Genomic DNA, 21,910 nt, shown 5'->3' on the forward strand with positions numbered 1-21,910 from the left:
TCCTTTACGGGAGGCAACCCTAACGATTAATCATGAAATCTTATGTGGACTACCACGAAAATCCAGAAGAATTTAGTAGAGATGCACACCGACTCTGCCGGCTTCGCGCCACCGCCAACGCCGCATTCAGTCAACGGTTGGCGGTATCCCGGGCAAAACACCACAGCGCTGGGCACGGATTACGTCATCATGGGTATCCACGTCCCACAGGGTCGGCAGGCGTGCCACCCGCTCTCCCGGAAAACAGACGACGCTGTCGGCCAGGGCATGCTCGCCGCCGAAACGAACCCCCTGGAAGCGCTGGCGTTGCCACAAATTCTGCCGGGAACTGCCAATTAACACGTAGCCGCCATCCTCGCTGGGACCGAATACCACCGGCGCCGTCTCCAGGGCAGTCAGCGCCTGTTCGAAATACTCCTGGCCCAGTACTGCGCAGTCACTGCCGATCAGTAACACCCGGTCCGCTTGCGACAAGCCCATATTGAGCGCAAGGGCCATCTTCTCGCCCAGGTCGTCACCCTGTTGCTGATGGCAAGACCAGCCATTGCGCTCCGCCAGATTCTGTAGCTCCGTGTCCGGCTGATCCAGCCACAGCTCCACCCGCCCCGGAAAACGGCAGGCGGCGGCAATGGTGCGGGTCAACAGGAAGCGATACAGCTTCAGCGCGCCCTGTTCGCCGAACTGGGGAATCAGGCGGGTCTTTACCCGGCCGGCCTGCAATGCCCGGGCGAAGAGAATCAGCAACGGCTGCGACCGCGGCTCAGGGCTCACCATAATAATCCCGATACAGTTGTTCCGGCGGCGCCCCCCGCCAGTAGCGGTAGCGAAGGGACCACATCAGCCAGATGGTCGGCCAGGCTCCCCGGGTATCCCAGCGCCGACTGCTGGTGATCAGCGGAGGGCGCAGGCAATGGGGTCGGCCCGCTTGCGGCTTCAACAAACGGCTCAGGGCGATATCTTCCATCAAGGGTTGGTCCGGGAAGCCACCGGCGGCAGCAAAGAGGTCGCGGCGGACAAAAATACCCTGGTCCCCGGTGGCAATAGCAGTGATCCGGGAACGCAGATTGATCATGGCGCCGATGACCCGATAGAGGAAACGCCGACCGCTCAGACGCACATCAAAGCGGCCCCATCCGGCAGCTGCCGGCACACCTGCCAGTGATTGCCGGTGGGCAGGCCCCAGCTGGCTATCCGCATGCACAAACCACAGCCAGTGACCGTTGGCCTGTCGGGCACCGGCATTCATTTGCCGGGCCCGGCCCGGTTCACAGAGGACCACCCGGTCCGCCAGCCCACGGGCAATTTCCACACTGGCATCGGTACTGCCACCGTCTACCACCACCAGCTCATCACCATCCTGCAGGGCATCCCGGAGCATGGTCAGGGTAGTGGCCAGGCTGCCGGCTTCGTTGCGTACCGGCACGATCACAGTGACAGTGGCTCCGCTCACCCCAGAGCACCACCGCAACTGCTGCCGGCACCGGCGGTGCAGCCAAAGCAATGGTCCGCCACATAAATGGGTTCCCCTTCCAGGTCATGGTCCAGCAACACGGAAAGATGTTGATGCCCGTCATGATGCCCCTGGGGCATATCCAGCATCTGGTTGAAGTCACAGTCGTACAGGTAACCCTGGTAATCCACACTCACGGTGGCCCGACACATCACTGCCGGCAGGGTGTCGCGGTTGAAACTGTCGCGCAGCAATTGCATGTAATCGTTGAACTGATTGTGGGCCAGCAGTACGGCGCCGAAACGGCTGATGGGCATATTGGTGATGGTCAGCAGACTGTTGAAACGCAACCCGAAGCGCTCATCCAGTTCCCGCTTGTAATCCGCTTCCAGCACCGCCTGGGGCGGCGGCAAAGAAGGGCCGGTAGGGTTGTAGACCAGATCCAGCAGCAGCCCATCACTGCCATAGCCCAGGGCATTAAGCCGGCGAATCGCCTCGATGCTGCCCTGATAGACGCCTTTGCCACGCTGCTTGTTCACATTTTCTTCCAGGTAACAGGGCAGCGACGCCACCACATGCACCTTGTTGTCCGCCAGAAACTGCGGCAGATCTTCGTAACCCGGCTCCAGCAAAATGGTGAGATTGCAGCGATCAATGACCTCCACATCCATGGCTCTGGCCTGTTCCACCAGGTAGCGGAAATGGGGGTTCATCTCCGGTGCCCCACCGGTGAGATCCAGCACCTGGATGTGGCGAAGGCGGATCACCTCCAGCACCATGTCCACGGTTTCCCGGTCCATCAATTCCGTGCGAGTAGGGCCCGCGTTCACATGACAATGCACGCAACTGAGATTGCACAGATACCCCAGGTTCACCTGCAAGATGGACGTGGCATGGCGCCGCAACGCGGGAAAGTCGGTGCTGCTGCGCACCAGTAAATCGTGGGTATCCTGCATACATCACCTGTCTCAATTTCTTCAATGCTAGCAATTGGATGCGGCGTTGTCGCAAAGGTTACGTGAACGCAGCAAGCGCCACGCGACATGTCTGACGTCTGACGTCTGACGGAATTTTGACCGCTTTCTCCCTCAGGACTGGCACCACGAGTCAAAGTCCTTACAATCATCACTGCTTCACCCCCGGTAGCTCAGTTGGGTGAGGTCGGGGGGTTTCCAAAGCGTGCTTTGGCCGAACGAACGCGAAGCGGATATCGCCGCTTTGCCGGAGCCCGGAGGGCGAGTAAGCGCCGACAAAATAGCCGCTTGCGGCCCGGAAACTGGCACCGCCACTAAAAGTCCTTACAATCGTCACTGCTTCAGCCCCGGTAGCTCAGTTGGATAGAGCAAGCGCCTCCTAAGCGCTAGGTCACAGGTTCGATTCCTGTTCGGGGCGCCATTTCCTTTTCTTTCCTGTTGAATACCGGATATTGCCTGCGTTAAGGGCCATAAGATCCTCTTTTACATATCAGTGATTTACCCGGTGGAACGGCTGCTCTAGATTGAGGGTTCCATTTGGGTACGAGAAGGATCTTGCTGATGAAACTCCTGGGACTGCTACAACTGGCCCTGGCAATTTATGCCATCGTGATGATCATTCAATCCAGCGCGGAAACCCTGCACAAGGTGCTGTGGGTGTTGCTGGTACTGATCTTGCCACTGGTCGGGCTGATTATCTGGGCGCTGATGGGGCCCGGGTCGCCGCTGAAGCGTTAGCGACTTCCCGCTTCTCTTTCGGCTCCTGCCAGCTCTCTGGAGTCTGGTAGTAGCCGTGGGAGATGCCCTGGAAACGCGGCATATTCACTACCCGACGAAGACGCCGCAGTGAGAAATACGGAATATCCCGCAAAATGATATTGGCCAACCAGGCCGGTATCGCCCCACCCGGATCCAGTATCACTTCAATGGTGACCTTCACCTCCCCCGGCGACAGCGGCTCGAACCGGTAATAGCCCTCCATCTGCGGCATACGCACATAATCCGACTGCTCGGGGAACGCCTTGGGATTGAGGGAAAACGGCATCATCAGGTCGTAGCTATCCGGCTCCTGATAGAAGGTGACTCGCAGGGGCGCATCCCGATCCTTCACCGGCCAGGGCAAACGCGTGGTCACATAGACATCCCGCTGGTACGGCGATGCCCGGTGCAGGTCGCGAATTTCCGAGACCATGTGCATGAAGGAGGCGACCGCCTCGTAATCATCCATCAGCGCACCAATGGCATTGAAATCCGCCACCGGTACGAGACCCACGCCTCGAAAGGTTTTCAGCCGCGAGCTGTCGTCGTCCTGCCGATACACCTGGATACCATCCCGATCGGTGACCAGTACCCATTTTGCCGTGTCCGCCACGGACAGGGCAGATCCGCCCAGCAGGAGCAGGCCGAGTAAAAACCGTTTTATTATCATTCTGTTTCCCTGACGCATCCCCACCGCCGCACTTGAGACAGTCCGGCGAGTGATCACTTTATAACCTGCCAGACAGCGCCAGACCTGCCTGACGAAGAAAAATGTGACATAGACAACCCGAAAATGCGACTTGTCGCACAGCCGGTGCGCTGGAAACGCCGCTGACTGGTGCGTCATGGCACAGGTTCAGATCAAAGATAGGGTTCCATGAGATGCGAGAGGGCGTTGCGCAAACGACGCCAGGGCGCCATGTCGCGGAAATGCTCCGACTCCATGCGGGTAGACAGCAGGATATGGCGATCCAGCATCTTGTCCACCCGGGTGGTCAGGGTGGCGCTGTAACACTCCAGATCGAATTCGAAATTCAGGCGCAGGCTGCGCGCATCCCAGTTACCGGACCCGAGCATCAGCCAGTGCTGATCCACCGTCATCATCTTGCTGTGATCAAACGGCGGCGGCGACAGATACAGCTCGGCCCCCTCGCCCACCAACCACCGCAACGCATGCAGACTCGCCCAGTTCACCATGCGCAGGTTGCTTTTGCTCGGTATCACGATCTGCACCTGCACGCCTTTCAATATCGCCATTTGCAGGGTGGCCATAAGGGTCAGGTCCGGGACGAAATAGGGAGTCACAATGCGGATGCGCCGCTCGGCGCTGCCAATGGCCGCCAGCAAGGTAAGCCGGCGCTTATCAAAATCCGCATCCGGACCGGCGCTGATACCTCTCGCCTGCACATCGCCGACCAGGGCCGGACCGCGATAGCTGGTTTCCAGCACTTCCCCGCAGGTGAATACCCAGTCGGCCGCGAAACTGCGCAACAGCTGACCCACCACCGGCCCTTCGACCCGGGCATGCAGATCGGTGGTGCGAGCGGGTTTGTGCAGGTAGCCGGCGCGAATATTCATCCCACCGGTAAAGCCCAGAGCGCGATCCACAATCATGATCTTGCGGTGGTTTCGCAGATTGATATATGGCATGCGCCAGGGCGCCAGGGAGTACAGAAACCGCTGCACCGGCACCCCGCGCCGACGCAGGCGCCAGACCACCGATGGCAGGGAGTAGTGGGCGCCCACGCCATCAATCAGCACCCGCACCTTTACCCCACGCTGGACGGCGGCAGCCAGGGCATCCACCAGCGGTTTGCCGGCCGCATCATTGCCGAAAATATAGGTGGCCAGATAGATGCTCTCGGTGGCGTTTTCAATGGCATCCAGCATGGCCTGATAGGTTTGCGGGGCATCCAGCAACGCCAATTCGTTGCCATCGGTAAGCGGCAGGTGCGTCAGGCGCCCTACCAGACGGCTGAGGACCTGCAGGTGTGGCACGGTGGGCACCGCCTCTGCGGCCACCCGCCAGCCGTCATCGCTGTCGATCAACCCGCCAGTCAGTTGCCGGGCGCGACGCTGAATACGATTGACACCCAGCATGAAATACAGCACCGCACCCAGCACTGGCACCAGCCACACCAGGCCGGTCCAGGCGGCGGCGGCACGGGCATCGCGCTTGTTCTGGGCCACATGGGCGGTGACATAAATCGCCAGGAAAAGGCTGATGGCCGCAGCCAGATAGGGCCAGAACGGCTCGAGCACCGCCAGCCCCTGATCCCAACGGCTTTTCCAGAATCTCAGATCCAAAGGTTTTCAGCTCCGTATCCACCCGTAGCCTGCCGGGACCGCATGCCCCCAGGCTGGCAATATTGCGTCAACATAGCATATCCCCCCGGGCCCCGTTTCCGGGAAAAAACCCAGTCAGATCAGCGGTTTTGCGCTTTGCGGGCCAAGTCACTAAAATACGCCCTCTTTTGGAACGCCGGGTGGCCTCGCTGGCCCCACGCCTGCCCCGAAAATCGCTGGGTAGCGTCATGTTCCAGGTCCTCCGCGTCACCTCGTGGACGCACGTAACAGCGGGCACATGCCCAATTTCAGCGCCAGCCACCGCTGGCCATCAGCAGCAGTAGCACAAAGACAAGTCCTGCTGGTTTAGCAACCAGTGTACCGGTGTTGACGCCAGTGTCGTCATGCCGGCGCATGATGAGGAGCGATACCATGCCCGAAACCAATGCCGTCATTCCGCTGCATCAGAGCACGGAAACGCAGTTTGAAGAGCCGCGCCGTTTCAAGGTATTCACCGCGCGCCAGCTCGACAAGATCGAGCCACTCAAACGCCTAGACGACGAGACCCGCTTTGCCATGGAAGTCGTTGCCAATGTGCTGCCTTTCCGGGTCAACGAGTACGTCATCGACGAACTGATCGACTGGGACAAGGTGCCCAATGATCCCATCTACCAGCTTACCTTCCCGCAGAAAGGCATGCTGGCCCCGGAGCATTTCGACAAGGTGGCCGAGGCCATGCGCGGCGGTGACAAGGCGGAAATCAAGGCCGCCATCGCCGAAGTTCGTGACGCCCTGAACCCGCACCCCGCCGGGCAGATGGAACACAACATGCCGGAAGTGGACGGCGAAAAAATCGACGGCGTCCAGCACAAGTACAACGAGACCGTGCTGTTCTTCCCCAGCCAGGGGCAGGTGTGTCACAGCTACTGCACCTTCTGCTTCCGCTGGGCCCAGTTCATTGGTGATAACGATCTGAAAATCGCCACCAAGGAAGCCGGCCAGCTGAAGAAGTACATCCAGGCGCACCCGGAAATCACCGATGTGCTGATCACCGGTGGCGATCCGCTGGTCATGAAGACCAAGAACCTGCGCGCCCACATCGAGCCGCTGCTGGAACTGGAACAGATCCGCACCATCCGCATCGGTTCCAAGGCGCTGACCTTCTGGCCGCAACGCGTGGTATCCGACGACGACGCCCAGGATCTTCTGGATTTGTTCCGGGAAGTGCAGGCCAGCGGCAAACACCTGGCGCTGATGGCTCACTACAACCACTGGCAGGAACTGGAAACCGACATCGCCCGGGAAGCGGTACGCCGGGTCCGCGCCACCGGCGCCGTGATCCGCGCCCAGGGCCCGCTGCTGGCACACATCAACGACAATGCCGATGACTGGGCCCGCCTGTGGCAGACCCAGGTCGAGCTGGGCATCATCCCCTACTACATGTTTGTGGAACGGGACACCGGTGCCCGTCGTTACTTTGAAGTCCCGCTGGCCAAGGCCTGGCAGATCTACCGTGATGCCATGAAGCAGGTCTCCGGCATCGCCCGTACCGCCCGTGGCCCGAGCATGTCCAGCCACCCGGGCAAGGTGGAAATCCAGGGCGTTACCGAAATCAACGGCGAGAAAGTGTTCGCCCTGCGCTTCATCCAGGGGCGTAACCACGACTGGGTTCAGCGTCCCTTCTTCGCCAAGTACAACGAGGACGCCACCTGGCTGAATCATCTGGAACCGGCCTTCGGCGAAGAGAAATTCTTCTTCGAAGACGAGCTGGCAGAGATGGAAAGCGAGTAACGATCAGTGAATAGTTAACAATGAACAGTTAACAGCGACGCGGTTGAAGTGTCGTGCTGTTGTAGACGTAAGAGGCCGCGCCCGGACATCGAGCGCGGCCTCTTGCGTTGCGAAACAGGAAAGTCAGCGTCGCGAACTGTTAACTGTTCATTGTTAACTATTCACTGCTTCCCCTTACCGCTAAATGACAGCAATAATGAATTCACTCAACTCAAGGAAAGTCCGATGAAAAAAATCTTCGCCAGCGCATCTGCCGCCGCCCTGCTGACCGGCTGTCTTGGTCAGAATGCCCTGTTCGATACCGTGCAGGACTGGAATGCCACCGCCACCAACAATAAATTCGTCAACCAGGGCATTTCCTTTGTGTTCTGGTGGGTACCGGTTTACGGCCTTTCTCTGCTGGGCGACATCATCATTTTCAACTCCATCGAGTTCTGGACCGGCACCAACCCGATCAGCAAGGAAGGCGCCAAGGTCGCCGGCACCACCGAAACCGTGACCGACGGGCTGGGCAATGAAGCCGAACTGACCTACCACGCAGACGGCTCCATCACTGTAGTGGCCGCTGAGGAAAGCTACACCCTGATCAAGCAAGGCGACCAGGTCATCAAAGTGCAGGACGACAAACGCGAAGTGCTTGGCTCGGTGATGATGTAACCCCCACAGGAGCCATGCCCCGCATGGCTCCTGACCTATCCAACACGCGATTAAAGCAACCGCGACAAGGTCACCAGCGCCTGTTCCACCCGGTTGTCCCACTTCACCGCGCAGTTCAGCCGCAGACAATTGGCGAATTTTCCGGAGGCGGAAAACAGCGAACCGGGCGCAAAACTCACCCCGGCTTCCAGTGCCTTTTCCATCAGCTCGGTGGTATCCACCTCCCCCGGCAATTCCACCCACAACACGAACCCTCCCGCAGGCCGGCTCACCCGGGTCTGTTGCGGAAACAACTGCGTCACCCGCTCGGTCATTCGCACCACACCCCGGGCGTGCTCAGCGCACAGCTGGCGCAGGAACCGGTCGTAATGGCCCCGCTCCAGATAGCGTGCCAGCACCAGCTGTGAGGGTGTGGCCACCGATACCGTATTGATGAATTGCAGATGCTGGGCCTTTTCCCGATGACGCTCCGGCGCCACCAGCCACCCTACCCGCAAGCCTGCAGACAGGGTTTTTGACGAAGATGAACAGTAATACACCAAACCATTCTTGTCCCAGCTCTTCACCGGCCGGGGCCGGGGGCCGCTCAGCGGCAGATCCCCGTAGATATCATCTTCCACCAGCGGCACCTTGTGCTTCGACAACAGCGCCAACAGGGCCTGTTTGCGTGTGTCGGAAAGCCTGACCCCAAGCGGGTTGGAAAAATTCGACACCACCACACAGGCCGATACCTTCCAGCGCTCCAACGCCAGGGTCAGGGCTTCCAGGGAAATCCCCTCCACCGGGTCGGTGGGAATTTCCAGTGCCTTCAGGCCCAGCGAATCGATCACCTGCAACAGGCCATAATAGGTGGGCGATTCAATCGCCACGGTGTCGCCGGGTTGGGTCGTCAGCTTGAGCGCAATGGCCACGGATTCCTGGCAGCTATTGGTAATCAGAACATCCTCCGGGCTGACCTCGCACTGCAGCCCCGCCAGCCGCCGGGCAACCTGGGTGCACAGTTCCGGCGCCCCGGGCGGAAAGGCATAGCCCACACAGCGACGTCGCCCCTCGCGCAGCACGCTGTGAAACATCCTTTCCATGGTGGCCACCGGCATATATTCCGGCGCCGGCACCGCCGCTCCCAGGTTCACCACCGACGGGTTATTCACACTCTGCAATATCTGCAGCACCCGCTCCTGGCCGGTAATCCGGCGCGGCCGCCGACTTGCCGTGGTCACCCGGGGAGCCTCGCGCACCACCGGTGGCTGGCGCACGTAGTAACCGGATCGCGGACGGGCTTCCAGCACACCACGCTGCTCCAGCTCCCGGCAGGCATTCACCGCCGTGGACACACTGACCTGTTGCTGTTCCGCCAGCACCCGCACCCCGGGCAGGCGACTGCCCACCGGGTACACCTGATCCCGGATCAGGACCTGCAGACGATCCGCCAGGCTTTGATACAACGTCATGAGCTCCACACCCGATACAGTTTTTCGCATAACAACCAGTACAGATCACTCTTCTTACAATCTGTACCGCTTCAATATTATTTTCTTATATCTGTATTGATATGCGTTGTCCACCTAGTCTGTTGAACCATCTTCAGAAAAGAAGGATCGCGTCATGTCGACGGAACAGTTAGTGGCACTTATCGGCTTTGTTGCCGTGATGACCGGCACCCCCGGCCCCAACAACCTGATGCTTATGGCATCCGGTGCCAACGCAGGCTTCCGCCGTTCCTTACCGCACATTCTGGGCATTGCCATCGGCTGTCAGGTAATACTGGTGTGCGTGGCGCTGGGACTCGGCCAGCTACTGACCCGCTTCCCGCAGGCCGTTACCGCACTGCGTGTGGGCGGCGCCTTGTACCTGCTGTATCTGGCCTGGCAGCTAGTGCGCACCCGCGACCTGAAAAGTGATAGCTACAACGCCAAACCGCTCACCTTCATGCAGGCCGCCCTGTTCCAGTGGGTCAATCCCAAAGCCTGGATGATGATTCTCACCGGGGTAGCCACCTTTACCCAACCGCAGGACTTCACCTTGAGCGTGGCCATTGTGGCCGGCACCTTCCTGATCGTCGGATTACCGCTGATCAGCAGCTGGAACCTGTTTGGCGCGGTGCTGAAAAACTGGCTGTACCGGGGCCGGCGCCTGCGCGCCTTTAATCAGGCCATGGCGGTGCTGCTGGTAGCGTCGCTCTATCCCACTTTCGGCATCAAGCCCAGCCAGGCCAGTGAAGCCGACACCCCGCCAGCGCAAGAAAGACAGGAAACACCGCAACCGCAAAAGCGTGAACGACTTAACTGGTGGATGAGCGTGCTGTAGCGATTCAGTAGCGAGTGACGAGGAGCGAGTTGCGAAAGTCAAAACCTTCAACCGAAGAATGGTTTTTGTTTTTCGAGACTCGAAACTCGTTACTCGCCCCTGCCACCCAATTATTTCCCCACAACAAAATCTGGCTACCTCCCTCCTTTGGCATCCCCTCCTTTGCCCCACATGTGGCTAGCTGTTGTAGCACGGCAAGCGCTTCTCCCTTAGGCTAGACCCTTTCGCACAAACGCAATTTCGCGCAAGGAATGTCCATGCAAAACGGGCTGATGGTGCTGCACGGCAACCGTCTGGAAACCCTCACCGAGCTGGTGGCCGACTGGCTACAGCGTGAGCCGCTGTCACCACTGGAAACGGAAACCTTCCTGGTGCAGTCCAACGGCATGGCCCAGTGGCTGAAACTGCAACTGGCGGATGCCCTGGGAATCAGCGCCGGTTTTCAGTTTCAGATGCCCGCCCGCTTTTTATGGAGTGCCTATCGCACCGTCCTTGGCGAAGACCAGGTGCCCCGTACCTCGCCCTTCGATAAATCCCGGCTGCTGTGGCGTCTGTACCGGTTATTGCCGACGCTTCTCAATAACGACCATTTCGGCCCATTGCGGCATTTTCTCGCCGACGATGTGGACGGTCGCAAACGCCATCAGCTGGCCGAGCGGCTGGCGGATCTGTTCGATGCCTATCAGGTCTATCGGGCGGACTGGCTGGCGGACTGGGAAAACGGCAACGACCGTCTGCGCAAGGCCCAGGATCGCGACGCTTTTGATGAGTTTCCCAGCAGCCAGCTGTGGCAGGCGCATCTGTGGCGCGCCCTGCTGGCGGACATGGATGACAGCAAACAGGGCCTCAGCCGCAGCGCCATCCATCGGGATTTTATCGCGGCACTCACTCAACAACAGCAACAGGGCACGCCACCGCCGGGCCTGCCCCGCCGCCTGATCATCTTCGGTATCAGTGCCCTGCCCCAGCAAGCCCTGGAAGCGTTGGCCGCGCTGAGTCAGCACTGCCAGATCCTGATGCTGGTACAGAACCCCTGCCAGCATTACTGGGCGGATATTGTCGAAGACAAACAACTGCTGCGCCGCCAACTGGACAACCGCAAACGCCACCTGACCGCCCTGCCGGAAAATCGCGTCAATCCGCTGCTGGCCGCCTGGGGCAAACAGGGCCGGGACTTTATCGGCCTGCTCTACGACCACGACGACCCGGACAGTTATCGCAGCGCCTTCCAGAATCAGATCGATCTGTTTGAACACCACGAACCGCAAACCTTGTTGCAACAGTTGCAGCAGGACATTCTCGATCTGGAACCCTTGCCGGCGCCGGACCAGCGCCCCTCTCTGGCGATCGATGGCTCGCTCAGTTTCCGCATCGGCCACAGCCCCCAGCGGGAAGTGGAAATTCTGCAGGATGAATTACTGGACCGGTTCAGCAACGACCCGAGCCTGCAACCCCGGGACGTGATCGTGATGGTGCCGGACATCGAAGCCTATGCGCCGCACATTGATGCAGTGTTCGGTCGACTGGACCGGGACGATCCCCGCTATCTGCCCTACACCCTCAGCGACCGCAGTGCCGGTGCCGCGTCCCCCCTGGCCCAGGCGGTGGAATCCCTGCTGCACCTGCCCCAGTGGCGCTTCACCGCCACCGACATTCTCGATCTGCTGGATGTGCCCGCCGTGCGCGAACGTTTCGGCATCGACGAAGGCGACCTGCCGCAACTGGCCCGCTGGATCGACCAGGCGCGCATTCGCTGGGGCCTGAACAGCCAGCAGCGCAAGACCCTGGACGTGCCCGGCTTCGAACAGAACAGCTGGGCCTTCGGCCTGAAACGGATACTGGCCGGCTACCTGCTCGGCGACGGGCCGGCCTGGATGGGCATCGAGCCCCTGGACGAAGTGGCCGGGCTGGGCGCGGAGCTGGCCGGGCGCCTGTCGCGCCTGCTCGATACCCTGGAACATCACTGGCAGCAATCCCGTCAGGACGCCAGCGCCAGGGAGTGGCAACAACGCTTCACCCGGTTACTGGATGACCTGTTCGCCCCGGTGGACGAAACCGACCAGACCCTGGATGCGGGTCTGCGCGACGCCCTCAACGACTGGCTGGCGGCCTGCGCCGAAGCGGATTTTGACAGCGTCCTGCCTCTCACCGTGGCCCGCCGCCCGCTGCTCGATGCCCTCAACGCGGAAAGCCTGTCGCAACGGTTCATGGCCGGGCGCATCAACGTCTGCACCCTGATGCCCATGCGCGCCATTCCCTTCCGCCATGTCTGCCTGCTCGGCATGAAGGACGGCGACTACCCCCGTCAGCAGCAGCCCATGGATTTCGATCTGATGCGGCAATGGGGCAACTACCGCCCCGGCGACCGATCCCGCCGGGATGACGACCGCTACCTGTTTCTGGAAGCCCTGCTCAGCGCCCGGGACAGCCTCTACATCAGCTGGACCGGCCGCAACGTGCGCGACAACAGCGAACGCCCGCCCTCGGTGCTGGTGGCGCAACTGCGCGACCACATCAACCAGCGCTGGCACACCGACCAGGGCGAACCGGTGGATGCCCTCACCGTGGCGCACCCGCTGCAACCGTTCAGTGCCCGCTATTTTTTCCACAGCGACCAGGATGCGGCCAACGATTCACTGCACAGCGATTCACTACACACCTATGCCAACGAATGGCGCGCCCTCCACGATGGCCAGGCACCTGCTGTCAGCAATGATCAGCCCCTGCCGCCACTGGACAGCGACGAGCCGATTACCTGCGCCGCCCTGGGCCGTTTTCTCAAACAGCCGGTGGCGCATTTTTTCGAACAGCGCCTGAAGGCTCGCCTGAAACAGCAACGCCAGGTACTGGATGACAGCGAACCCTTTGCCTTCGACGGCCTGCAACGTTTCCAGCTCCAGGACCAGTTGCTCAGCGAGGCCCTGCGTGCCGGTCCGGAGCATGCCGGCGACGCCATGGCCCACACCCTGGATCGCCTGGCCGGTAGTGGCGATCTGCCCCTGGCGCCCTTTGACGAAGGCAGCCGCGACAGCCTGCTGATGCCCCTGTCCCAGCCACTGGAACATTACTTTGCCCTGCTGGCCGAGTGCGGCGCACCGCAACCGCAACAGGAAATCCGTCTCAACGCCGGGCCCCTGCAGATCGAAGACTGGCTCACGGATTTGCGCGGCTCCGCCGCGAATAGCCAGCGTCTGGTCCTGCACACCGGCAAACTGAAAGAGCGCTTCGACAAACTCACCCGGGACTGGACTCTGCACCTGGCCGCCTGCGCCGCCGGGTGCCCGTTAACCACCCACGTCCAGGGCCAGGATGGCCGCATTACCCTGCCCCACCTGAACCGCAGCGACGCCCAGCACTGCCTGGATCAACTGGGCCATGCCTGGCAACAGGCCCTGTGCGAACCGCTACCCATCGCCTGCGCCACCGCCTTCGCCTGGCTGAAAGGGGAAGAAAAAGACAACGGCGACAACGAGGCACGCAAGGTGTTCGAATCCGGTTTTATGCACACCGGTGAACAGGACAAGGAACCGGCCCTTGCCCGCGCCTGGACCGACTTCGATGAGATGCTGGCTGTCCGCCACGGCGACGAGCGCGCTTTCGACTACTGGACCGGGCAACTCTATGCCCCGCTCTACCAGCACGCCCAATGGAGTGAACATGGTGACCATTAAACGCACCCATTCTCCTGTTTCCGTAGGGTGCACTGAGCCTAGGGCGAACTGCACCGTTAAACAGCGACAAGCTACAAGCTGCAAGCTGCAACGCGAGAAAGTGCGATACCTGGCTGACAGTTCCTTAGCCGCGATTCGGTTACTCTGCCGACGGTGGAATGGTGCAGTTCGCCTTAGGCTCAGTGCACCCTACGCAGTTGCAACCGGGGGTAGCGCATGAATGCTGAACGTCCGCTCCCGATTACTTTCCCGCTGCACGGTACCCGGCTGATCGAAGCCAGTGCCGGCACCGGCAAGACCTTTACCCTGGCCGCGCTGTATCTGCGTCTGGTGCTCGGCCATGGCGACGACAATGCCTTCGCGCGCCCGCTCCTGCCGCCGGAAATTCTGGTGGTGACTTTCACCGAAGCGGCCACCGAGGAACTGCGCGAACGGATCCGCGACCGTCTGGCCGGTGCCGCGCGCATCTTTGCCGATGCCAATGCAAAAGCCGACGACCCGGTGCTGGCCGAATTGCTTAACGACTATAGCGATCCGCAAGACCGGGCCCGTTGTGCCCAACGTCTGGATGCCGCCGCCCAGTGGATGGACGAAGCCGCCATCTACACCATCCACGGCTTCTGCAACCGCATGCTCAAACAGCATGCCTTCGATTCCGGCAGTCTGTTCAGCCTGGAGTTGCAGGAAGACGCCAGCGACGAACAACAAATGGCGGCGCGGGATTACTGGCGTTCCGTGATCGCCGATTTCCCGGTGAGCGCCGCCAATGCTCTGCAAAGCGACAACCTGGGTAACCCGGATGCGTTGCTGGAGGCCTGTCGCCCCCTGCTCGGTTTGAAAGAAGCGGACCCGGAAGCGTTACCGCAAAGCGTCACACACTGGCTGACACAAACCGGCCCCCAGGCGGACAAGGATCAACACGCCCGCCAGCAACTGGCCGCCGAACTGCCGGACTTTCTCGAGTGGGTGCGCGCCGCTCGCGACAACAAATGGCTCAACGGCAACAGCTACCGCACCACCAGCCTGCCCGGCATGCTGCAAACCCTGCAACGCTACGCCAATGGCGAACGGCTAAACGACAAGGCCTACGACACCCTGGCAAAGTTTTCCCATGAAGGCATGAAACTCACCAAGGCCGGCCAGGAACACCGCCCGGACTTTGCCTTCTGCCAGCAGCTGGATGCGGTCATGGAAGGCCGGGCAAATACACAGTTGCCCCGCACCGACCTGCTCGCCCATGCCGCCGCCTGGATCGACCGGCGCGTGGATCAGGTCCGTCGCCAGACCGCCACCATGGGCTTCGACGACATGCTCAACCGCCTGCACGATGCCTTGAAAGGCGGCAACGGCGAACGGCTTGCCCAGGTCATCCGCGACCAGTTCCCGGTGGCATTGATCGACGAATTCCAGGATACCGACCCGACCCAGTACGGGATTTTTTCCGCGCTTTATGAAGGGCAAGCCGGCACCGGCTGGTTCATGATCGGCGATCCCAAGCAGGCCATCTATGCCTTCCGTGGTGCCGACGTCTTTACCTACCTGAAAGCCCGCCGGGCCACCGCAGGCAACCACTACACCCTGGATAAAAACTTCCGCAGCGCCGACGCCATGGTCAAGGCAGTGAACCATCTGTTCACCTACAGCCAGACTACCTTTGGCGATGTGTTCATGATGGACAACGCTATCCCCTTCGAAGAGGTTGACGCCAACGGACGCAAGGACGTTCTGTTAGTCGACAACAACGAAAAATCCGGCATTACCCTGTGGGTAGACGAGCAGGAAAAACCGGTCAGCGCCGGCCAGTACCGGGACGAGCAGGCGGCACGCTGCGCCAGTGAAATTGCCCATCTGCTTAACGGTGCCGAAAAAGGCGTCACCGGCTTCCGCAAAGCCGACAGCTTCCGGCCCCTGCATCCCAACGACATTGCCATCCTGGTACGCGATCGCACCGAAGCCAAAGCCATCCGCGATGCGCTGATGGAACGGCAGGTGCGCAGCGTCTATCTGTCTGATCAGGATTCCGTGTTTGCCCAGCCGGAAGCCCATGACCTGCTGCTGATCCTGCACGCCTGCGCCACCCCGGAATCCGACACCCGGGTGCGCAGCGCCCTGGCCTGTGCGGTGCTGGACCTGGCCTACGCGGAACTGGATACCCTTAATCAGGATGAAGTGCGCTGGGAAGAAACCGTGGAGCAGTTTCACGGCTATCGCCAACAATGGCAGACCCAGGGCGTGCTGCCCATGCTGCGCAGCCTGCTGATGGATTTTCATGTACCCGCCCGGCTCAGCCAAAGCCTGGACGGCGAACGGGCCCTGACCAACCTGCTGCATCTGGCAGAGTTGCTGCAGCAGGCCGCCACCCAGCTGGATGGCGAACAATCATTGATTCGTTATCTGGAAGACACGGTTGAAGAAGGTCGCGGTAGTAGCAAGGAAAGTATCCTGCGCCTGGAAAGTGACGACGACCGGGTCAAGGTGATCACCATCCACAAATCCAAGGGCCTAGAATACCCGCTGGTGTACCTGCCCTTTATCTGCAGCTTCCGCCCGGCGGACAAGAACAAGCCGCCGCTGCGCTACCACGAAAACGATCATCTCAATGTTTCGCTGGAGCCGGATGACGATGTCGAAAACAAGGCGGACCACGAACGACTCGCCGAAGACATGCGTCTGCTCTACGTGGCCCTGACCCGCGCCTGCCACACCTGCACCCTGGGAATCGCGCCCTATATCAAGGGCCGCGGCAAACAGAACCAGCTGGAAAAAAGCGCCATCGGCCGTTTGCTGTTCGGCACCGGCGTGGCCAACGACGGCCTGCGCGACGCGCTGGTGCCGGTAGCCCATGAGGCGGTGTCCATCATCGCCGCACCGGACAGCAGCACAGAAACCTATCAACCCCAAGCCGAAGCGCGGACCCTGCGCACGCCGCTGATTCCTGTGGCCCGGCAACGACAACCCTGGTGGATTGCCAGCTACAGCGCGCTCAAACAGGTACAGGAAACCCTGGCCCCGGCGGATCCGCGTGGCGATCAACTGGCCGAGCAGCAGGATGACACCGTTGTCGATGATGCCGAGCCCCTGCCAGACAGCATTCACGCCTTTCCCCGTGGCGCCGCACCGGGCACCCTGCTCCACGACATTCTCGAACAGGCCGCCAACCAGCGGTTCACAGAGACCCTGGCCGACCCGGCCGAGTTTGAAACCAGCGTGGAAGAAAAACTGCAGGCCCGGGGCTGGCAGGATTTTATGGAAGTGATCCGCCACTGGTGGAAGCAGGCAGTCACCACAAGCCTGCCGCTGGAAAACGACCAGATCGCCCTCAACACCCTGCACACCTATGTGCCGGAACTGGAATTCCTGTTCCCCGCCCACCAGGTAAAAGTGGCCGAGATGGACATCCTGATCCGCCAGCACATCCACCCACAGCACCCGCGCCCGCGACTGGAAGCGGACACCCTGAACGGCATGCTCAAGGGCTTTATCGATCTGGTGTTCGAACACGACGGCAAGTACTACGTGCTCGACTACAAATCCAACTGGCTGGGCGTGGATGACAGCGCCTACACCCTGGACGCCATGACCGACGCGGTGCTGGAAAAACGCTACGAAGTGCAATACGTCCTCTACCTGCTGGCCCTGCACCGCCTGCTGAAAAGCCGCCTGGCGGATTATGATCCCGACCAGCACCTGGGCGGCGCCGTGTATGTGTTTTTACGTGGTTTGCAGGGACCGGCGGCAGGCACCGTGTTTGATCGACCAGCGACCGGGTTGATTGAAGCGCTGGATGCGATGTTCGGAGGGCAACCATGAAGCAACCGACCTCCCCCCGTAGGAGCTATGCTTGCATGGCGAATGAGGACTACCAGGTTCGCAAAAAGCATGCAGGAAACACTCCAAACCCTTCGCCATGCAAGCATAGCTCCTACGGCTCTGCCTCAACATCGAGGGCATCGCATGCAAACTGACCTGTTCTCCGCCCTCACCTGGGAAGACGCTCTTCTCCTGCTGCGCGACAACAATCTGCTGCGCGATCTGGATGTGGCCATTGCCCGCTTCCTTAAGCAGCAATGCCCGCAGGCAAGCTACGAAGTGCTGCTGCTCGCCGCCTTCACCAGCAATCAACAAGCCAGCGGCCACCTCTGTCTGGACCTGAAAAACCGGGAACTGGCCACCCAGCTGTGGGGCACCAGCCCACCGCCGGAGCTGGTCACCCTGCTGCCCGGCAAACCGGACGACTGGCTGCATGATCTGCAACAGAGTCCGCTGGTCAGCCAGAACGGCAGCACGCCGTTGGTGCTGGATGGCAGTCGCCTTTACCTGCGCCGAAACTGGGCCCGGGAAGTGGCGGTGGCCGAGGCCATCGGCCAACGACTGGCCACCGTCAGCCCCTTGCCTGCCGAGCGTCTGCGCGACGCCCTGGCCCGATTATTCCCGAACGCCGGCGACCAGACCGACTGGCAACAGGTGGCCTGCGCCCTGGCCAGCCGCAGTGGTATTGGCATCATCACCGGCGGTCCGGGCACCGGCAAAACCACCACCGTGGTTCGCCTGCTGGGGCTGCTGCAAAGTCTGGCCATGGCGGACAACCAGCGTCTGCGAATCCGCCTCGCCGCTCCCACCGGCAAGGCGGCGGCACGGCTCACCGAATCCATCGGCGAACAAGTGCAACAACTGGACGTGGACGTCGCGGTACGCGACGCCATCCCCACGGACGTGACCACCCTCCACCGCCTGCTCGGCACACGCCCGGACAGCCGTCACTTCCGTCACCATGCTGACAATCCGCTGCATGCAGATCTGGTGGTGGTGGACGAGGCCAGCATGATCGACATGGACATGATGGCCAGCCTGCTGGAAGCCCTGAGCCCGCACACCCGGCTGATCCTGCTGGGCGACAAGGACCAGCTGGCCAGCGTGGAAGCCGGCGCGGTGATGGGCGATCTGTGTCGCCATGCCCACCAGGGCCGCTATCAACAACGCACCATCGATTTCATCAAGGACACCTGTGGCGCCGACATCAGCGACTATCAGGAAACCGACCAGGCACCGGGCAACGCCCTGGCCCAGCAGACCGCCATGCTGCGCACCAACTGGCGCTCCAAGGACAGCCCCGGCATCGGCGAACTGGCGCGGGCGGTGAACGACGAAAACCTGCCCCAGGTACGCAAGGCGTTTCAAAAATACGGCGACAGCCTGCATCGCCATCCCCTGCGCAGTGATGACCGGCAACTGGAAACCTTGCTGCTGAACGGCAGCGGCGATCACCAGGGTTTGCGTGCGCTCTTTCAGACGGTGGCAACGCCGCCGTCGCAACGGCAGGATTTCGATGCCTGGGCCGCCGGACTGCTCAAGCAACTCACCCACCAGCAATTGCTCAGTGGTTTGCGCAGCGGGCCATTCGGCGTGGAACAACTGAACCAGCGCATCACCCGTCACCTGCAACAACAGGACCTGGCCCCGGAACGGGAGTGGTATCCGGGCCGCCCGGTGATGATGACCCGCAACGATTATCAGCTGGGGTTGATGAACGGCGATGTGGGTCTGACCCTGCCGCTGCTGGAAGAGAGAAATGGCAAACCGGAGTTACTGCTGCGCGTCGCCTTCCAGTTACCGGACGGCCGCATCAAATGGGTCCTGCCCAGCCGCCTGGACGGGGTGGAAACCGTCTATGCCATGACGGTGCATAAATCCCAGGGCTCGGAATTCCGGCATACCCTGCTGGTGCTGCCTGATGCTCCCCATCCACTGCTCACCCGTGAACTGATTTACACCGCCGTCACCCGTGCCCGTGATCGTTTCACCTTGCTGGAATTCGGCAAACCCACAGTGCTGGACAGCGCGGTGAAAAAACGCACCTGGCGGGCATCGGGGCTGGCAGAGCGGCTAATGTAGGAGCGTCGCTTGCGGCGCGATTAACAACGCTGGAATCGCGCCGCAAGCGACGCTTCTACGGCAAACGACAACATTGGCCCAATGTACTTAATTGCCGGGTGAATACATGCCTCGGAAGGAATATAGACTGTAGGAGCCATGCTCGTCCCCCCAGGGGATCTACGACATGCGAACCGAGCCCTAGCGAGGAAAAAAGCGCTGTAATCATTAGCGGTTCGCCATGCGAGCATAGCGCCTACAAACAGAACCCTTGGTCGAAGAGTGGGCAGTAACCTTCACCGATGACCCTAAAAAAACGGGATGCCGAAGCATCCCGTTTTTTGTTTCCCGAATCACGCGGTTACTTGAACTGCGCTTTCTTCTCTTCGGTTTCCACGATGATTTCCGCACGACGGTTCTTGGCGCGGCCTTCACGGGTGCTGTTGTCCGCTACCGGCTTGTTCTCACCATAGCCTTCCGTGCTGATGCGATCGCCGCTGACGTTGAAATCTTTCATCAGACGGTCTTTCACGGACTGGGCACGACGCTCGGAAAGGCCCTGGTTATAGTCCGCCGGGCCGGTGCTGTCAGCATGGCCTTCCACGCGGATATGGCCCTGCTCACCCCCGTTCAAACGCTCTGCCACACCGCGAATCTCATCAGTAAATTGTCCCTGAATCGTATCGCGGTCAAAACCAAAGTAGATCACCGAGGTTTCACGCTGCTCCAGGCTCTCATAGACCTGACAACCATCCGCATCCACCACCGCACCGGAGGCGGTGTTCGGGCAACGGTCACGGTCATCGTTGACCCCATCACCATCGCTGTCACCGGTTACCACTTCAGCCGGGGTAGCCGCTACCACCTCATCGTCAGCGCTGTCGTCGCTGTCGTTACTGATACCAAACGCCAGATTAAGGCCCGCATACACCTGACCTTCCCAGTACTCGCGGTCGGTGCTGTAGGCGTGACGGGTACCCAGATCCAGAATCACATGCTTGAAGAAGGCACGCTGAACACCCAGCTCGACCCCCGTCATCAGCTCGTCATTCTTGTCACTGTTGGGGTTATTGAGACTCTCAATGTACTGCTCCCCCACATTGATACCCGCATAGGGCTCAAAACCGAGGAGACTGGTATCGTTAAAGTGATAACGACCGCTGACAAAGTAGTTGGTCATGTCCACACGACGACCGGAATCGTATTGGCTTTCCGCATCGCCTTCGACCTCGTCATACCAACCCTGCACAGACCAGTTGGGATGGAAACGCCAGCCCAGCTGACCGCCATAAAAAGGCACATCATCCAGACCGTCGACACCATTGCCGATCACGTCGTTATCGTAAAAAGTGTAATAACTGGCATGCCCACCAATATACCCATAACGGTCCGGAACATTTTCTCCGGCCATGGCGAGGGGGGATAGAAAAAGCGGGATCACCGCACTAACACGCAAGATCGTTTTCATGGCAGAGTTCCTTCAAAGTTGCTCCCTGTGATTCTGCAAATGTAACCACAAGGTGAAGGACCCCATAGCCCAGAGAGGGCGCTGAGTGCTTGAATTTACTGAAATTTAACCACCCTCAGACAAAAGATTACCAATGGATTAGGGATTTCGTCTCAGTTGGAACGTTCGCTCCAATGCTGTTTATATAGAAATATTTTTTTATATTTTTATGGGAGATATCAAAACATTTCGGGAAGGATCCACTCATTCAAGTTGAGTGGATCACAATCCTTCCCTCACGCTCCGGGCTCACTTTTCCGGTCAAAATGAGCCGGGATTCATCCCTCCGAGGAACACCGGCATTTACTTGGTGACCCACTGGCCATCGGGAGTCCGCACATAATCTCCAGCGTCGGTTTTATCGATGGCTTTCTGCCCGGCCAGTCGCGCCACCTGATCCAGGGTAATACCGTTCTGTTTGGCGATGCGTTCATAGGCATCACGGCGTTTCTGGTTGATATCCGCCACCAGCTCCACGGCGGCCGGGGTCGCCTTGACCACGCCCAGATAACCGTCCGGTTGTTCACCCACCATGCCCTGGCTCTTCGCCGCATCCAGATCCAGTGCAAACGCCGCCATGCTCAACAGCAAGGCCAGGGTGGCAATCATAGTTTTTACAATTTTCATCGTCCCTACT

The 21,910-nt window shown here is 60.3% G+C and carries 15 protein-coding genes and 1 tRNA gene; 8 read left to right on the forward strand and 8 right to left on the reverse strand.

The genetic code is table 11. From position 1 onward, the window contains the following. Nucleotides 1-126: 126 nt before the first annotated feature. The 3 genes from A3714_RS16240 to arsS are packed head-to-tail and all read right to left on the reverse strand — an operon-like array spanning nt 127 to nt 2,406. Nucleotides 127-774: a TIGR04282 family arsenosugar biosynthesis glycosyltransferase gene (locus tag A3714_RS16240; protein WP_063508504.1), complete on the reverse strand. Its 648-nt coding sequence runs from the start codon at nt 772-774 to the stop codon at nt 127-129. Beyond that, nucleotides 761-1,450 (reverse strand): TIGR04283 family arsenosugar biosynthesis glycosyltransferase, encoded by a 690-nt coding sequence (locus A3714_RS16245; RefSeq protein WP_231866154.1) that lies wholly within the window; start codon nt 1,448-1,450, stop codon nt 761-763. Before A3714_RS16245 ends, A3714_RS16240 begins: the two co-directional genes overlap by 14 nt. After that, the gene (gene arsS, locus A3714_RS16250) at nt 1,447-2,406 is read right to left on the reverse strand and encodes an arsenosugar biosynthesis radical SAM (seleno)protein ArsS (RefSeq protein WP_063508481.1); all 960 of its coding nucleotides are present in this window, start codon (nt 2,404-2,406) and stop codon (nt 1,447-1,449) included. Before arsS ends, A3714_RS16245 begins: the two co-directional genes overlap by 4 nt. 362 nt (nt 2,407-2,768) lie before the next feature. Here arsS and A3714_RS16255 point away from each other — a divergent pair. Continuing rightward, a tRNA-Arg gene (locus A3714_RS16255) sits at nt 2,769-2,845 on the forward strand. Nucleotides 2,846-2,985: 140 nt separating this feature from the next. Beyond that, on the forward strand, nt 2,986-3,162 hold the full coding sequence (locus A3714_RS17610) for a PLDc N-terminal domain-containing protein (RefSeq protein ID WP_082810913.1): 177 nt from the start codon (nt 2,986-2,988) through the stop codon (nt 3,160-3,162). On the opposite strand, the gene A3714_RS16260 is transcribed toward A3714_RS17610, so the two are convergent. Then, nucleotides 3,119-3,853 (reverse strand): START domain-containing protein, encoded by a 735-nt coding sequence (locus A3714_RS16260; protein WP_063508480.1) that lies wholly within the window; start codon nt 3,851-3,853, stop codon nt 3,119-3,121. The genes A3714_RS17610 and A3714_RS16260 overlap by 44 nt on opposite strands. A 191-nt stretch (nt 3,854-4,044) precedes the next feature. Continuing rightward, nucleotides 4,045-5,490 carry a phospholipase D-like domain-containing protein gene (locus A3714_RS16265; RefSeq protein ID WP_063508479.1) on the reverse strand — a complete coding sequence of 482 codons (1,446 nt, stop codon included), beginning with the start codon at nt 5,488-5,490 and terminating at the stop codon, nt 4,045-4,047. 411 nt (nt 5,491-5,901) lie between these two features. Between A3714_RS16265 and A3714_RS16270 the strand changes: the two genes are divergently transcribed. Next, on the forward strand, nt 5,902-7,260 hold the full coding sequence (locus tag A3714_RS16270) for a KamA family radical SAM protein (RefSeq protein ID WP_062817521.1): 1,359 nt from the start codon (nt 5,902-5,904) through the stop codon (nt 7,258-7,260). 225 nt (nt 7,261-7,485) lie between these two features. After that, nucleotides 7,486-7,917 (forward strand): DUF3332 family protein, encoded by a 432-nt coding sequence (locus A3714_RS16275; protein WP_063508849.1) that lies wholly within the window; start codon nt 7,486-7,488, stop codon nt 7,915-7,917. A gap of 50 nt (nt 7,918-7,967) precedes the next feature. Here the strand turns inward: A3714_RS16275 and A3714_RS16280 are convergent, their stop codons facing one another. Beyond that, nucleotides 7,968-9,368 (reverse strand): PLP-dependent aminotransferase family protein, encoded by a 1,401-nt coding sequence (locus A3714_RS16280; RefSeq protein WP_063508848.1) that lies wholly within the window; start codon nt 9,366-9,368, stop codon nt 7,968-7,970. Nucleotides 9,369-9,522: 154 nt separating this feature from the next. Between A3714_RS16280 and A3714_RS16285 the strand changes: the two genes are divergently transcribed. From A3714_RS16285 to recD, 4 genes are all read left to right on the forward strand, one after another. Further along, a complete protein-coding gene (locus A3714_RS16285; protein WP_063508847.1) occupies nt 9,523-10,224 on the forward strand; it encodes a LysE family translocator in 702 nt (233 codons plus the stop codon). A 257-nt stretch (nt 10,225-10,481) separates the two neighbouring features. Continuing rightward, complete coding sequence (recC, locus tag A3714_RS16290; protein WP_063525844.1) at nt 10,482-13,895, forward strand: exodeoxyribonuclease V subunit gamma; 3,414 nt, start codon at nt 10,482-10,484, stop codon at nt 13,893-13,895. A gap of 216 nt (nt 13,896-14,111) precedes the next feature. Continuing rightward, on the forward strand, nt 14,112-17,705 hold the full coding sequence (recB, locus tag A3714_RS16295) for an exodeoxyribonuclease V subunit beta (protein WP_063508777.1): 3,594 nt from the start codon (nt 14,112-14,114) through the stop codon (nt 17,703-17,705). 144 nt (nt 17,706-17,849) lie between these two features. After that, nucleotides 17,850-19,787 carry an exodeoxyribonuclease V subunit alpha gene (recD, locus tag A3714_RS16300; RefSeq protein ID WP_063525843.1) on the forward strand — a complete coding sequence of 646 codons (1,938 nt, stop codon included), beginning with the start codon at nt 17,850-17,852 and terminating at the stop codon, nt 19,785-19,787. 340 nt (nt 19,788-20,127) lie between these two features. On the opposite strand, the gene A3714_RS16305 is transcribed toward recD, so the two are convergent. Together A3714_RS16305 and A3714_RS16310 are read right to left on the reverse strand one after the other, a co-directional pair. Beyond that, nucleotides 20,128-21,234, reverse strand: coding sequence for an OmpA family protein (locus A3714_RS16305; RefSeq protein WP_063508251.1), 1,107 nt, complete (start codon nt 21,232-21,234; stop codon nt 20,128-20,130). A gap of 342 nt (nt 21,235-21,576) precedes the next feature. Next, complete coding sequence (locus A3714_RS16310; RefSeq protein ID WP_063508252.1) at nt 21,577-21,900, reverse strand: YdbL family protein; 324 nt, start codon at nt 21,898-21,900, stop codon at nt 21,577-21,579. Nucleotides 21,901-21,910 lie beyond the last annotated feature (10 nt).

The sequence above is a fragment of the Alcanivorax sp. HI0007 genome (assembly GCF_001635525.1).
Taxonomy (GTDB): domain Bacteria; phylum Pseudomonadota; class Gammaproteobacteria; order Pseudomonadales; family Alcanivoracaceae; genus Alcanivorax.